The sequence below is a fragment of the Streptomyces sp. NPDC097640 genome (genome assembly GCF_040302705.1).
Lineage (GTDB): Bacteria > Actinomycetota > Actinomycetes > Streptomycetales > Streptomycetaceae > Streptomyces.
In genome coordinates this window covers 23,656-37,996 of record NZ_JBEOSB010000016.1, presented here as the reverse complement: position 1 = coordinate 37,996, position 14,341 = coordinate 23,656, and the positions used below count along the sequence as shown (strand labels likewise).

The 14,341-nt window shown below is 72.3% G+C and carries 10 protein-coding genes; 3 read left to right on the top strand and 7 right to left on the bottom strand.

Annotated elements, in window-relative coordinates; genetic code table 11:
* Window positions 1–139: 139 nt before the first annotated feature.
* Entirely contained in the window at window positions 140–1,501 is a 1,362-nt protein-coding gene (glnA2, locus tag ABTY62_RS24795; RefSeq protein ID WP_311730051.1) for a gamma-glutamylpolyamine synthetase GlnA2, read from the bottom strand.
* 505 nt (window positions 1,502–2,006) lie between these two features.
* Here glnA2 and ABTY62_RS24790 point away from each other — a divergent pair.
* Window positions 2,007–3,578: a multicopper oxidase family protein gene (locus ABTY62_RS24790; RefSeq protein WP_352131631.1), complete on the top strand. Its 1,572-nt coding sequence runs from the start codon at window positions 2,007–2,009 to the stop codon at window positions 3,576–3,578.
* A gap of 117 nt (window positions 3,579–3,695) precedes the next feature.
* Window positions 3,696–5,453, top strand: a complete 1,758-nt coding sequence (locus ABTY62_RS24785) for an NAD+ synthase (protein WP_352131630.1) — start codon at window positions 3,696–3,698, stop codon at window positions 5,451–5,453.
* A gap of 434 nt (window positions 5,454–5,887) precedes the next feature.
* Here the strand turns inward: ABTY62_RS24785 and ABTY62_RS24780 are convergent, their stop codons facing one another.
* The 6 genes from ABTY62_RS24780 to ABTY62_RS24755 form a co-directional block, all read right to left on the bottom strand.
* Window positions 5,888–6,673: an alpha/beta fold hydrolase gene (locus tag ABTY62_RS24780; RefSeq protein WP_352131629.1), complete on the bottom strand. Its 786-nt coding sequence runs from the start codon at window positions 6,671–6,673 to the stop codon at window positions 5,888–5,890.
* Between the two features lie 64 nt (window positions 6,674–6,737).
* On the bottom strand, window positions 6,738–7,943 hold the full coding sequence (locus ABTY62_RS24775) for an MFS transporter (RefSeq protein WP_352131628.1): 1,206 nt from the start codon (window positions 7,941–7,943) through the stop codon (window positions 6,738–6,740).
* Window positions 7,944–8,310: 367 nt separating this feature from the next.
* A complete protein-coding gene (locus ABTY62_RS24770; protein ID WP_352131627.1) occupies window positions 8,311–9,516 on the bottom strand; it encodes an MFS transporter in 1,206 nt (401 codons plus the stop codon).
* 175 nt (window positions 9,517–9,691) lie between these two features.
* On the bottom strand, window positions 9,692–10,720 hold the full coding sequence (locus ABTY62_RS24765; protein WP_352131626.1) for an endonuclease/exonuclease/phosphatase family protein: 1,029 nt from the start codon (window positions 10,718–10,720) through the stop codon (window positions 9,692–9,694).
* Between the two features lie 211 nt (window positions 10,721–10,931).
* Window positions 10,932–11,588 carry a TetR/AcrR family transcriptional regulator gene (locus ABTY62_RS24760; RefSeq protein ID WP_352131625.1) on the bottom strand — a complete coding sequence of 219 codons (657 nt, stop codon included), beginning with the start codon at window positions 11,586–11,588 and terminating at the stop codon, window positions 10,932–10,934.
* Window positions 11,585–13,207, bottom strand: a complete 1,623-nt coding sequence (locus ABTY62_RS24755; protein WP_352131624.1) for an MFS transporter — start codon at window positions 13,205–13,207, stop codon at window positions 11,585–11,587. The genes ABTY62_RS24760 and ABTY62_RS24755 overlap by 4 nt, the downstream gene beginning before the upstream one ends.
* Window positions 13,208–13,406: 199 nt before the next feature.
* Here ABTY62_RS24755 and panB point away from each other — a divergent pair, with 199 nt between their 5' ends.
* On the top strand, window positions 13,407–14,297 hold the full coding sequence (panB, locus tag ABTY62_RS24750) for a 3-methyl-2-oxobutanoate hydroxymethyltransferase (protein WP_352131623.1): 891 nt from the start codon (window positions 13,407–13,409) through the stop codon (window positions 14,295–14,297).
* The last annotated feature ends 44 nt before the right edge of the window (window positions 14,298–14,341 follow it).

Genomic DNA, 14,341 nt, shown 5'->3' with positions numbered 1-14,341 from the left:
CAGCGCCGGACGGATCGGGGCGCCGTGGCTGTCAGGGGCGGCGGCCTGACAAGATCGGTGAACCTTCAGCTCCCGGCCGGCGCCGTTTCGACGCCGGCCGGGAACACCGGTCCACCGGGGCACATCCGCTGAGCCGCGCCTACAGCACCGGCAGGTTCTTGCGCAGCTCGAAGGGGGTGACCTCGGAGCGGTACTCCTCCCACTCCTGCTTCTTGTTGCGCAGGAAGAAGTCGAAGACGTGCTCGCCGAGCGTCTCGGCGACCAGCTCGCTGCGCTCCATCAGGGAGATGGCCTCGCCCAGGTTCTGCGGCAGCGGCTCGATGCCCAGGGAGCGCCGCTCCGCGTCGGACAGCGCCCACACGTCGTCGTCGGCGCCGGCCGGGAGTTCGTAGCCCTCCTCGATGCCCTTGAGGCCCGCCGCGAGCAGCACGGCGTAGGCCAGGTAGGGGTTGGCGCCGGTGTCGAGGGAGCGGACCTCGACGCGGGTGGAGCCGGTCTTGCCGGGCTTGTAGAGGGGCACGCGGACCAGCGCGGAGCGGTTGTTGTGGCCCCAGCAGATGTACGAGGGGGCCTCGCCGCCGGCGCCCGCGGTGCGCTGCGAGCCGCCCCAGATGCGCTTGTAGGAGTTGACCCACTGGTTGGTGACGGCGGAGATCTCTCCGGCGTGGCGCAGCAGGCCCGCGATGAAGGAGCGGCCGACCTTGGAGAGCTGGAACTCGGATCCGGACTCGTAGAACGCGTTCCGGTCGCCCTCGAAGAGGGAGAGGTGGGTGTGCATTCCGGAGCCGGGGTATTCGGAGAACGGCTTGGGCATGAAGGTGGCCTGCACGCCCTGCTCCAGCGCCACCTGCTTCATGACCAGCCGGAACGTCATGATGTTGTCGGCGGTGGACAGCGCGTCGGCGTAGCGGAGGTCGATCTCCTGCTGGCCGGGGGCGCCCTCGTGGTGGGAGAACTCGACCGAGATGCCCATCGACTCGAGCATGGTGATGGCCTGGCGGCGGAAGTCCATGCCGATGTTCTGCGGGGTGTGGTCGAAGTAGCCGGAGGAGTCGGCGGGCTCCGGGCGGCTGCCGTCCACGGGCTTCTTGCTGAGCAGGAAGAACTCGATCTCGGGGTGGGTGTAGAAGGTGAACCCGAGGTCGGAGGTCCTGGCCAGGATCCGCTTGAGCACAAAGCGCGGGTCGGCGAACGACGGCGAGCCGTCCGGCATCAGGATGTCGCAGAACATCCGGGCGGTGCCGGGGGCCTCGGCGCGCCAGGGCAGGATCTGGAAGGTGCCCGGGTCCGGCTTGGCGATCATGTCGGACTCGTAGACCCGGGCGAAGCCCTCGATCGCGGAGCCGTCGAAGCCGATGCCTTCGTCGAAGGCTCCTTCGAGTTCGGCGGGCGCGACGGCGACGGACTTGAGGAAGCCGAGCACGTCGGTGAACCACAGCCGCACGAACCGGATGTCGCGCTCTTCGAGGGTGCGGAGCACGAACTCCTGCTGCTTATCCATGGTCCCCTATCCTTGCAGGTCAGACGGCTCTTGGGGTACGCGTGGGGCACCTGTGGGCCCCAGTATCACCCGGCAGGGTTTCGGAGAGGTTTCGCGCCTCTCCCCCTAGTCCCCGCCACGATGTGTGCATCGTACTTTCATGTGGCCCCGGACGGCTCCGAGCGCCTGGCACACGGGCCCGCCACCGGGGTTTCGATACCCCTTGGGGGTAAGCTGTGGCCGCGGTCGGCAGGCTCCGGCAGCGAAGCGATCGTAGAGCCCATGGCCGACCGGAGGAACAGGATGCGCGGACAGCGGAGGGCAACGGCCGTCCCGTGCGGCCTGGCAGTGCCTTCAGGGCCCAGTTCGCCTCCGCTGCGCGCCGTGCTGCCGCTGCTCATATAGAAGCGCGTCCGCCCCCGCCCCGCGCCCCCGCGCCGGGCCGAGGCGCACGCGCCACCCCTCTCCCACGCAGCCCCGCTTTCACGCAGCTCACACGCATACATCGGCATTGGGGTGCTCACTCATGCACGCATACACTCGCCGCGCCCTGCTCGGCGCGGGAATCGCCGCCGCGGGCGCGGTACCGCTCGCCTCCTGTTCCTTCTCCTCCTCCGCCTCCGATGACCCACAGGGCCGGCGGCGGGCCGGCAACGCCGGCCCGGCGGCCGCCCCCACCCCCGAGGGCTATGTCTCCCCCCACGGCGAGGAGGTCGCCGCCGCCGAGCGCAAGCGCGGGGAGGGGCCCGTACGGGAGATCCGGCTGACCGCCACCACCACCTCCTTCGACCTCGGCGGCCGTACGGTCAAAACCTGGGCGTACGGGGACGAGCTGCCCGGCAGGCCGATCCGGGTCACCGCGGGCGACACCCTCGCGGTCCGGCTCGCCAACCACCTGCCGCACTCCACCACCATGCACTGGCACGGCATCGCGCTGCGCAACGACATGGACGGCGTCCCGGGGGTGACCCAGCCGCCGATCAAGGCCGGGGCGTCCTTCGACTACCGCTTCACGGCGCCGGACCCGGGCACGTACTGGTTCCATCCGCACTCCGGCGTCCAGCTGGACCGTGGGCTGTACGCGCCACTGATCGTCGACGACCCGAGGGAGCCGCTGAAGTACGACCTGGAGTGGCTCGTCGTCCTCGACGACTGGGTCGACGGGGTGGACGGCAGCACCCCGGACGCGGTGCTGGCGGAGCTCGGCGGCGGCATGGCCGGCCACGGCGACGACCCGGAAGAGCACCAGGAGCCCGACCGCTCCGGCCCGTCCCGGAGGCTGGTGGGCGCCCGGAGCCGGCTGCTGGAGGGCGACCCGGGCGATGTGGACTACCCGTACTACCTGGTCAACGGCCGTACCCCGGACGACCCCCGGACCTTCCGCGCCAAGCCGGGCGACCGCATCCGCATCCGCATCATCAACGCGGGCGGCGACACCGCCTTCCGCGTCGCGCTCGGCGGCCACACCATGACGGTCACCCACACCGACGGCTTCCCCGTCGAGCACACCGACGCCGACACGCTGCTGCTGGGCATGGCCGAGCGCTACGACGTGCTGGTCACCGCCGAGGACGGGGTCTTCCCGCTCACCGCGCTCGCCGAGGGCAAGGGGCACACCGCGCAGGCCCTGCTGCGCACGAGCGACTCCGCCACCGCGCCGGGGCCGACCGTACGCCCCAAGGAGCTGGACGGCCGGCTGATCACCGCGGACCGGCTGAAGGCCGCGGAGGACGTGCGGCTGAGGCCCCGCGACCCCGACCGGACGATCCGGCTGCGGATCACCGGGTCCATGAAGCGATACGACTGGGCGATCAACGGCAAGCCGTACGACCCGGCGCAGCGCTATCCGGTGCGCCAGGGCGAGCGGGTCCGGCTGTCGTTCATCAACGGCACCGACATGTGGCACCCCATGCATCTGCACGGCCACACCTTCCAGCTGCCGGACGGCGGCCCGCGCAAGGACACCACGATCCTGCTGCCGCACCACAAGGTGAACGTCGACTTCGACGCGGAGAACCCGGGGCTGTGGATGATCCACTGCCACAACGTGTACCACTCGGAGTCCGGGCTGATGACGATCCTGGGTTACCGGAAGTAACCGTACGCGACGGGGGCTCGGCCCGGTCTCGGCCGCAGAGGGCGGCGGAGACCGGGCCGACGTGATGAACGAGACACTCAGGGCCATCGCGTCAAAGAGACGATTACACTGGGCGCCGTGCCTCAACTTCGCCTCGCTCTGAACCAGATCGACTCGACCGTCGGCGACCTCGACGGCAACGCCGAGTCGATAGTCCACTGGACCCGGCACTCCGCCGAGCAGGGCGCCCACCTGGTGGCGTTCCCCGAGATGGCGCTGACCGGCTACCCCGTCGAAGACCTGGCGCTGCGCTCCTCCTTCGTCGAGGCCTCCCGCGCCGCGCTGCGCACGCTCGCCGCCCGGCTGGCGGCCGAGGGCTTCGGCGAGCTGCCCGTGATCGTCGGCTACCTCGACCGCAGCGATCGGGCCCAGCCACGGTACGGCCAGCCCGCCGGGGCCCCGCAGAACGCCGCCGCCGTGCTGCACCGCGGCGACGTGGTCCTCACCTTCGCCAAGCACCATCTGCCGAACTACGGCGTCTTCGACGAGTTCCGCTACTTCGTCCCCGGCGAGACGCTGCCCGTCATCCGCGTACACGGCGTCGATGTCGCCCTCGCCATCTGCGAGGACCTCTGGCAGGACGGCGGCCGGGTGCCCGCCGCCCGCTCCGCCGGGGCCGGGCTGCTGGTGTCGATCAACGCCTCGCCGTACGAGCGCAACAAGGACGACACCCGCCTCGACCTGGTCCGCAAGCGCGCCCAGGAGGCGGGCTGCACCACCGCGTACCTCGCCATGATCGGCGGCCAGGACGAGCTGGTCTTCGACGGCGACTCGATCGTCGTCGACCGCGACGGCGAAGTGATCGCCCGCGCCCCGCAGTTCGCCGAGGGCTGTGTGCTGCTCGACCTCGACCTGCCCGCCGCCGACCCCGGCTCCGTACCGCAGGGCGTCGTGGACGACGGGCTGCGCATCGACCACGTCACCCTCTCCGCGGACCCGCTCCCGGCCTACGAGCCGGCGGTGGCCGGCGGCCAGGCCGAGCGGCTCGGCGACGACGAGGAGATCTACACCGCGCTCGTCGTCGGCCTGCGCGCGTACGTGGCGAAGAACGGCTTCCGCAGCGTGCTGATCGGGCTCTCCGGCGGCATCGACTCCGCGCTCGTCGCGGCCATCGCGTGCGACGCGGTCGGCGCGCGGAACGTGTACGGCGTCGCCATGCCGTCCCGCTACTCCTCCGAGCACTCGATCGCCGACGCCGCCGAGCTCGCCCGGCGCACGGGGCTGGCCTTCCGTACGGTCCCCATCGCGCCGATGTTCGACGCCTACATGGAGTCCCTGCACCTCACCGACCTGGCCGAGGAGAACCTCCAGTCCCGGCTGCGCGGCACGATGCTGATGGCCATCTCCAACCAGGAGGGCCACATCGTGCTGGCCCCGGGCAACAAGTCCGAGCTGGCCTGCGGCTACTCCACGCTGTACGGGGACTCGGTCGGCGCGTACGGCCCCATCAAGGACGTCTACAAGACCTCCATCTTCCAGCTGGCGAAGTGGCGCAACCGGGCCGCGGAAGAGCGCGGCCAGACGCCGCCCATCCCGGAGAACTCGATCACCAAGCCGCCGAGCGCGGAGCTGCGCCCGGGCCAGGTCGACACCGACTCCCTCCCCGACTACGACGTGCTGGACCGCATCCTGGAGCTGTACGTCGACCGGGACCAGGGCCGGGCGGAGATCGTCTCGGCGGGCTACGACGACGAGCTGGTCACGCGGATTCTGCGGCTGGTGGACACCGCCGAGTACAAGCGACGCCAGTACCCGCCGGGCACCAAGATCTCCGCCAAGGGCTTCGGCAAGGACCGCCGCCTGCCCATCACCAACCGCTGGCGCGAACACGGCTGACGGCGGGCGGGGTTCCCCACCCCTCCCCCCCCCACCTGGCGCTCCGCCCCAACCCCCGCCGCACGCGTAGGGGCGCGCCCCGCGCGGCCAAGCCGAGGCGGGTCGGCCGGGTGCCGTAGGCAGTTCCGCGGCCCCCGCCCCAGGGGCTGGGGCGGAGCCCCGGTGGTGGGAACGGGCGGGGAGGGGCAGGGTCCGAGCGGCGTTCGCCTCGGCCGGGCTGCTCCCCCACCGCGCGCGGCCAAGCCGCGGCGGTTCGGCCAGGGTGCCGTGGGGCGTTCCGCGCCCCCGCCGCACGGCAGGGGCTTCGCCCCGGCCCCCCGGCCCCGCACACGTCGGGCCCGCTGCCAGCCCCCGCCCTGGGGGCTGGGGCGGAGCCCCAGTTGCGGGAAGGCGCGGGGAGGGGAACATCACGTGCGCCGGATGCCCCTACTCCGCTACTCCCCCACGTGCGCGTCCAGGAACTTCCTGATCAGCCGCAGCCACTCCGCCGGCGCCTCCAGGAACGGCAGGTGGCCGGACGGGATCTCGGCGAACTCCGCGCCGGGTATCCCGTCCGCGACCTGCCGGTGGTGGTACGGCGTCGCCATCACGTCATGGACGGTGGAGATCACCAGCGTCGGCACCCGCACCCGGCCCAGGTCCTCGCGTACGTCCACGCTCTCGACGAGCTCGACCTGCTCGACCGCCCCGGGCGGCACGGGCCCACGCGACCCGGCGACCGCCTCCGCGAGCTGCTCGGCGGTCATCCGGTCCACGTAGGGCGCCCCGGCGCCGGTGAGCACCCCCCACCGGGCCGTCGCCTCCTCGTCGCCCGACCTGAGGTGGCGCAGCCAGTCCCCGACCAGCAGCCGCATCCGCGCGCTCGGGTGGGCGAAGGTGGCCGTCAGCACCAGCGCGGTCACCCGCTCCGGGTGCCGGGTGGCGGCCCGCAGGGCGACCGGGCCGCCGAGCGAGTACCCGGCGATCGCGAAGGTCTCGAGCCCCTCCTCGACCGCGGTGGCGACAAGCTGGTCGGCGAGCCGGTCGAGGTCCAGCGGGCCCTCGGCGCTCGGGGTGCGGCCGGAGCCCGGGTAGTCGGGGCCGACCACCCGGTAGCGCTCGGCCAGCCCGTCCAGGATCGGGCCGTAGTTCGCGTCGATGCCGCCGGTGCCGCCGTGGGCGAGCAGCAGGCCGGGGCCCGAGCCGCGCACGATGCGTCCCAGGGGTGATGTGGTGGTCATGAGTGTTCCCTCCATGGATTGATCGATTGCTCTTCCCGGCCGGCCGCAAGGCCGGTCCGGGCGCTCACGGGGTCCGGGTCCGGCGCGTAGGCCCGGTGCCGCCGCCGCGCCCCGTGAAGACCGTGTCGGCCGCCAGCCCCAGCCCGGCCAGCACGACGAGCGCGCCGACCGGGGCGAGCGCGGTCAGGCCGAGGCCGCTGCTCCCCAGGACCCGGCCGCCGAGCCAGGACCCGGCCGCGATGGCGAGGTTGAAGACGGAGGTGTACGCGGAGACGGCCAGCGTGGGAGCGTCCGACGCGGCGGCCACCACCTGGGTCTGCAACACCGGCACCAGCGCGAAGCCGACCACGCCGAGGCCGAACACCGTCACCGCGGCCGTCGCGGCCCAGTGGCTGGTGACCGCGAAGGCGGCCAGCCCGGCCGCCAGCGCGCCGATCAGGGGGCGCAGCGCGCCCTGGGGGCGGCGGTCGGCCCATCGTCCGCCGACGATGTTGCCGACGAGCGCCCCGCCGCCGAAGACGGCCAGCAGGACCGTGACGGCCCCCTCGCCGAACCCGGCGACGCCGCCGAGTATCGGCGCGATGTAGGTGTAGACGACGAAGAGTCCGGTCTCGGCGACCAGGGTGACCGCGAGGAGCGCGACGGCCCGGCGGGCGCGCAGCGCCGCGAGCCCGTCGCGGAGCCGGGGCGCCGAGTCCGGGCGGATGGCCGGGACGAGCAGCACGACGGCCACGAACGCCAGCGCGCTGACCGCGCCGAGGGCCCAGAACGTCACCCGCCAGCCATGGGCGTTGCCGATCCATGTGCCGAGCGGAGCGCCGAGGACGGTGGCCAGGTTCAACCCGGTGGACACGAAGGCGACCGCCCGGCCCCGCCGCTCCTCGGGGACCATCGCCGCGGCGGTGACCACGGTGATCGCGAAGAAGGTGCTGTGGGTCAGCGCGGTGAGCACCCGCGCGGCCATCAGCAGCCCGAACCCGCCGGCGCTCGCGGCCACGAGATTGCCCGCCGTGAACACCAGGAGCAGCCCCAGCAACGCGCTCTTGCGCGGCGCTCGCAGCGTCAGCGCGGTCACCACAGGGCCGCCGACGGTGACCGCCAGCGCGTAGCCGGTCACCAGCAGCCCGGCGGTGGGCACGGACACCCGCAGATCGCCGGACAGCTGCGGCAGCAGGCCCACGACCACGTACTCGGCCGTGACCACCACGAACAGGCATGCGGCAAGCGCGGCGAGCGCGAGCCGGTTCCCGCGGGGAGACGTCGAGCTCATGCCCGCGAAGCTAAGGTCTCACATCAGTGTGAAAGTCAAGTCGGCGACTGGGAGCAGGGACGCGCTCCTGCGGGCGATCCGCACGAACCCTTCGTACGACGGGGAGAACAGCCCACCTCGGAGAGGCGGGGCATCGACTCGCTGGTCGCCACCACCCGGGACACCCCGCGCGGCTCGCGGTCCAGGCGCCCGCCGTGACCGCGACGGCCAGGCCGACGACGGCCGGCGCCGCGCCGACCAGGGCCGGCGAGGTCCGGCGCCGCTGCCGCAGCGCGGGGACACGCGCACCACGACGACGCGCTCCCGCCCCCGGCCGAGGCCAGGAGCGGGAGCGCGTTCATGCGGACGGTTGGGGCGGGCGGGGAGGTCAGCCCACCTCGGAGAGGCGGGGCATCGACTCGCTGCTCGCCACCACGCGGGACACCCCGCGCGGCTCGCGGTCGAGCGCGCCCGCCGTGACCGCGACGGCCAGGCCGATGACGGCCAGCGCCGCGCCGACCAGGGTCGGCGAGGTCCAGCCCCAGCCGGCCGCGATCGCGACGCCGCCGAGCCAGGCGCCGCCCGCGTTGGCGAGGTTGAAGGCGGAGTGGTTGGAGGCGGAGGCGAGGGTCGGGGCGTGCCGGGCCTTGTTCATGACCAGCATCTGGAGCGGGGTCGTGGTCATGAAGCCGACCGCGCCCAGCACCACGACCGTGACCATGGCCGCCCACTTCACATGCACGGTGAAGTCGAACAGCACCAGCACCGCCGCGAGCGCCGCCAGCGATCCGTAGAGCGTGGGGCGCAGCGCCCGGTCGGTGAGCGGGCCTGCGATCAGCGCGCCGAGGGTCATGCCGATGCCGAAGAGGGCCAGCACCACAGTGACGGAGGTCTCGGCCAGGCCGGTGACCTCGGTCATCATCGAGGCGAGGTAGCTGTAGACGGCGAAGACGCCGGCGAAGCCGAAGACCGCGGTGAGCAGCCCGAGCACGACCTGGCGGTCGCGCAGCGCGCCCAGCTCGTGGCGGAGGCCGGCCTGCTGGTCGAGGGAGATCTGGGGGACGAGCCGGGCGAGCGCGGCCATCGCGACGACGCCGATCGCGGCGACCACGACGAAGGTGGCGCGCCAGCCGAGGCGCTGGCCGAGCAGGGTGGCCACGGGCACGCCGACGATGTTGGCGACGGTGAGGCCGAGGAACATGGTGGCGACCGCGCGGGCCCGCCGCTCCTCCGTCACCAGCCGGGCCGCGACCACCGCGCCGACGCCGAAGAACGCGCCGTGCGGCAGCCCGGCGAGCACCCGTCCGGCCACCAGCAGCCCGTAGGAGGGGGCCAGGGCGGAGGCGAGGTTGCCCACGGTGAAGAGGGCCATGAGAAGGATGAGCATCCGCTTGCGCGGGATGCGGGAGCCGAGGGCGGTCAGGAGCGGAGCGCCCACCACGACACCGATGGCGTAGGCGGAGACGAGGTACCCGGCGGTGGGCACGGAGGTGCCCAGGTCATCGGCGACGTTGGGCAGCAGGCCCATCATCACGAACTCGGTAGTACCAATGCCGAAGGCGCTCACAGCGAGTGCGAGCAGGGCCAGGGGCATGAGAGACCTTTCAAACGAAGGAGAAAACGGCAGGGGGACTGTATGTTCGTTTCCGAAACAAAGTCTCTCACGCGTTTTGTTCCCGGCGAGAATCGCCCAGGTGAACTTGTCGTTAGATCTCTCGGGCGCTGCCCCGCGCCTGCGCTGCCCTGCGCCCCGCGCCCCCGCGCCCCGCTCAGAGCTTGACCGAGGCCGCCACCGGCAGATGGTCGCTCCCGGTCCGCGGCATGGTCCACGCCGAGACCGGTGTCACCCCGCGCACCATGATCTGGTCGATGCGCGCCATCGGGAAGGACGCGGGCCAGCTGAAGCCGAACCCGTCGCCCGCCGCGCCCTGCGCGGACCGCAGCTGCGAGGTGACGGGGGCCAGCGAGCGGTCGTTCATGGTGCCGTTGAGGTCGCCCAGCAGGATCACCTTGTCCTGCGGCTCGTTGGCGATGGCCGCGCCCAGCGCGTCCGCGCTGTCGTCGCGCTGCCCGGCGGTGAAGCCCGCGTTGAACTTCACCCGTACGGATGGCAGATGCGCGACGTACACCGCGACCCGGCCGCCCGGGGCGTCGACGACGGTGCGCATCGCCCGCGTCCAGCCCAGTTTGATGTCCACCGGCTTGGTGCCGGAGAGCGGGTACTTGCTCCACAGCCCGACCGTGCCCTGAATGGTGTGATAGCGGTAAGTGCCCTCCAGCGCCCGCACATACGTCTGCACCGCGCCGCTCTTGAGCTCCTCCAGGGCCACCACGTCCGCGTCCGAGGCGGCGACGTCCTTCGCGGTCTCACCCGGATCGGGGTTGTCCGCGTTCACGTTGTGGGTGACGACGGTCAGATCGCCGCCGCCGCCGGACTTGTCGGAGAACATGAGCCCGCCGAAGAGGTTCAGCCATACGGCGACCGGCAGCACCAGCGAGAGCACGGCGCTCGCCGAGCGGCGTACCAGACCGAGCACCAGCAGGATCGGGATCAGCAGGCCCAGCCAGGGCAGGAAGGTCTCGAGCAGGCTGCCGAGGTTGCCCACCCGGTTCGGGATCTCGGCGTGGAAGATCATGACCAGTGTGAGCAGCACCGCGATCGCCGCCAGCACCAGCCCCCGCCGCCAGATGCCGCGGTCACGCCGGAGCCGGCCGAGGAGGCGCCGGGCCCGGGAGCCGGTCGGCTCAGGAGCGTCTCCCCCGTGCTGTTCCGTCTCCTGCGTGTACGCCTGCGCCATTCGCTGTCCGTCCCTCGCTGCCTCAACTGCCGCGCCCTGGGCTACGACCCTAGGCGATGACCAGGCCCTTACCCGACGCCCCGGGCAAGCGCCCCCGAGTGGGGGACGTTCGCCGGGAGCGTACGGGTTCCGGTTCCCCGTGGAAGTCGGGACCGTTGTGACACAACGGGCACAAACCGGCCGTCGGCCGGCCGTCCACCGTCCTCCGGCGTCAGGCCCGGGGCCGCACCCCCTCGAGCACCGTATCGACGATGCTCTCGGCCAGCCCCTCCGGCAGCGCCTTCCACTCCTGAAGAATCGCGCGGGCAAGCATCGGGCCGGTGAACAGATCGGCGAGCAGGTCGATGTCGAGGTCGTCGCGGATCTCCCCGCTCGCCATCCCGCGCCGCAGCACCTCCCGCAGCACCTCGCGCCGGGCCGCTATCACATGCTCGTCATAGGTGCGCCACAGCTTCTGGTTGGCGTGCATCTGGGTCAGGACGGTGCGCAGCAGGGCGGAGTTGCGCTTGGCCAGGCCGCGCCGCCGCATGAGCTCCAGGATGGTGACCAGGTCGTCGCGTACCGAGACGCCGTCCGGCCGCGGGCTCGGCTCCTCCAGGGAGCGCAGCACATCGATCATCAGCGCGTCCTTGCCGGACCAGCGGCGGTAGAGGGTGGCCTTGCCGACGCCCGCCTCGCGCGCGATCCCCTCGATGGACAGCTCGCCGATCGTGGCGCCCTCCTCGATCAGCCGCAGCGCGGCCTCGATGATCGCGGCGTCGGCGGCGGCGCTGCGCGGCCGCCCCGGCAGCCGCGCCCCGGAGCAGCCGGACGCGGGCGCGGACGCTGGCGTGGGCGCGGGCCCGGGCGGTGGCGCGGGCGGGCTCATCGCGGCGCCCCGGCTCCCGCCTTCTCCCGCGGCCGCCCGGCGCCGGGCTCGCCTTCGGCGGCGTCCTTGCCGGGCAGGAAGGCCACCACGACGAGCGCGCCGAGGAGGGCGACGGCCGCCGAGCCGAGGGCGGCGACGTGCATGGCGTGGATAAAGGCGTCGTGCGCCGGGCCGATCAGCACCTGGCCCTTGGGCCCGAGCCGCTCGGCGAGGCCGAGGGTGGCCTCGACGGACTCCCCCGCCGTGTGCCGTACGGAGTCGGGCAGCCCAGGGACGCCCGCCAGCGTGTCCTTGATGCCGTCGCGGTAGACGGTGGAGAGCACCGACCCCAGCACCGCGACCCCGAGCGCGCCGCCGACCTGGCGGAAGGTGTTGTTGAGCGCCGAGCCGGAGCCGGCCTTCTGGCGCGGCAGCGACTGCATGACGGTCAGCGTGACGGGCGGCATGATGTGCGCCATCCCCGCGCCCTGGACGAAGAACAGCACCTCCATCACCACCAGCGGGGTGTCCGCCTCGAGCAGCAGGAACCCCGCCATGGTCGCGGCCACCATCAGCATGCCGGCCGCGCACACCGCGCGGGCCCCGAACCGCTCGACGACCAGCCGGGTGCGCGGGGCGAAGATCAGCTGGGCGACGGCGAGCGGCAGGATCAGCAGGCCGGACTCCAGCGCACTGTAGCCGCGCACGCTCTGGGTGTAGAAGACCATGAAGAAGGTCACGCCCATCAGGGCGAAGAAGACCAGGGCGATGGCGGTGATGGCGGCCGAGAAGGCGGGCTTGCGGAAGTACGAGATGTCGATGGCCGGGTGCTCGCTGCGCTTCTCGTACACCACGAACAGCGCGAGGACGATCAGCCCGCCGCCGATCGTGCCCAGCACCTTCGGGTCGGTGAAGTCGGCGATCTGGCCGCCCTTGATGATGCCGTACACCAGCAGCACCAGGCCCACGACCGACAGCACGACGCCGCCGGGGTCGAGCCGGCCGGGCGCCGGGTCCTTGGAGTCGGGGACCAGCAGTGCCATCGCGACCAGCGCGACGGCGACGACGGGCACATTGACGAAGAAGACCGAGCCCCACCAGAAGTGCTCAAGCAGCACACCGCCGGTGATCGGGCCGATCGCGATGCCGAGGCCGACCGCGGCGGTCCAGATCCCGATGGCCTTGGGCTGCTCGTCGCGCTCGAAGACGTTCACCAGGATCGCGAGGGTGGCGGGCATCACCAGGGCCGCGCCCAGACCCATCAGCGCGCGGAAGCCGATCAGCTCGCCGGGCGAGCCGGAGAACGCGGCGAGCACCGAGCCGATGCCGAACACCGCCATGCCGCTGAGCAGCACCTTCTTACGGCCCAGCCGGTCGCCGAGAAGTCCGGCGGTGAACAGCAGCCCGGCGAAGACGAGCGTGTAGGAGTTGATCGCCCATTCCAGCTCGCTCTGGCCGGCGCCGAGCCCGGTCGGCTTGGGCGAGGCGATGGTCTTCATCGCCACGTTGAGTATGGAGTTGTCGAGGACGACGACCAGGACGCTGAGCATCAGCACGACCAGGATCGCCCACCGTCTGCGGTGGACCGCCTCGGGGACGCCGCTCCCGGCGGGGGCGTCCTGAGTCTGGGAATCAGCCATGTTTCCCAGGCTAGGCAGGTTCCGATACGGCCCCGTCTCGTATTGGAAAGTCTTTGCGAGCCTTTACCGGGCTTTACCGTCGCCGGGCTTTACGGCCGACTGTGAAGGCCCACTTTCGCCTGTCGGCACCCCGTGCCAGCATGGGGGTGGTCCGGGGACGCCGTCAGGGCGCCTCGAGATGACGAACAGGAGCGTTGCAATGACGCACGTCAGCCCTGCCGGGAAACAGCCCGACAGCAGCGGGACCGGCCCGTCCGCGGCCGGAAAGGCGCTGTACGGAGGGACGGGGTCCCGGCGCATCACGGTCCGCGACATCGCCTCCGCCAAGGAGCGCGGCGAGAAGTGGCCCATGCTCACCGCCTACGACGCGATGACCGCCTCCGTCTTCGACGAGGCCGGCATCCCGGTCATGCTGGTCGGCGACTCGATGGGCAACTGCCACCTCGGCTACGAGTCCACGGTGCCGGTCACCATGGACGAGATCACCATCCTGTCCGCCGCCGTCGTCCGGGGCACCAAGCGCGCCCTGATCGTCGGCGACCTGCCGTTCGGCTCGTACCAGGAAGGCCCCGTGCAGGCGCTGCGCAGCGCCACCCGGCTGGTCAAGGAGGCCGGGGTGGGCGCGGTGAAGCTGGAGGGCGGCGAGCGCTCCGCCGACCAGATCCAGCTGCTGGTCGAGTCCGGCATCCCGGTCATGGCTCATGTCGGCCTCACCCCGCAGTCCGTCCACGCCTACGGCGGATACCCGGTGCAGGGGCGCGGCGAGGAGGCCGCGCAGCAGCTGCTGCGGGACGCCAAGGCCGTCCAGGACGCGGGCGCCTTCGCGGTCGTGCTGGAGACCGTCCCGGCCGAGGTGGCCGGCGAGGTCACCCGCTCCCTGCACATCCCGACCGTGGGCATCGGCGCCGGGCCGGACTGCGACGCGCAGGTCCTGGTGTGGACCGACATGGCGGGCCTGACCGCCGGCCGGGTGCCGCGCTTCGTCAAGCAGTACGCACAGCTGCGCCAGACCCTCGGGGACGCGGCGCGCGCCTACGCGGAGGACGTGGTCGGCGGCGCCTACCCGGCCGCGGAGCACTCCTTCCGCTGAGAGCCACTGCGGTACACCGACAGCCCGCCGATCTTCCCCCGTCG

Excerpts from the sequence above, each read along its gene's own strand:
- glnA2 (WP_311730051.1), bottom strand. The coding sequence starts at position 1,501 with ATGGATAAGCAGCAGGAGTTCGTGCTCCGCACCCTCGAAGAGCGCGAC.
- ABTY62_RS24790 (WP_352131631.1), top strand. The coding sequence starts at position 2,007 with ATGCACGCATACACTCGCCGCGCCCTGCTCGGCGCGGGAATCGCCGCC.
- ABTY62_RS24780 (WP_352131629.1), bottom strand. The coding sequence starts at position 6,673 with ATGACCACCACATCACCCCTGGGACGCATCGTGCGCGGCTCGGGCCCC.
- ABTY62_RS24775 (WP_352131628.1), bottom strand. The coding sequence starts at position 7,943 with ATGAGCTCGACGTCTCCCCGCGGGAACCGGCTCGCGCTCGCCGCGCTT.
- ABTY62_RS24770 (WP_352131627.1), bottom strand. The coding sequence starts at position 9,516 with ATGCCCCTGGCCCTGCTCGCACTCGCTGTGAGCGCCTTCGGCATTGGT.
- ABTY62_RS24765 (WP_352131626.1), bottom strand. The coding sequence starts at position 10,720 with ATGGCGCAGGCGTACACGCAGGAGACGGAACAGCACGGGGGAGACGCT.
- ABTY62_RS24760 (WP_352131625.1), bottom strand. The coding sequence starts at position 11,588 with ATGAGCCCGCCCGCGCCACCGCCCGGGCCCGCGCCCACGCCAGCGTCC.
- ABTY62_RS24755 (WP_352131624.1), bottom strand. The coding sequence starts at position 13,207 with ATGGCTGATTCCCAGACTCAGGACGCCCCCGCCGGGAGCGGCGTCCCC.
- panB (WP_352131623.1), top strand. The coding sequence starts at position 13,407 with ATGACGCACGTCAGCCCTGCCGGGAAACAGCCCGACAGCAGCGGGACC.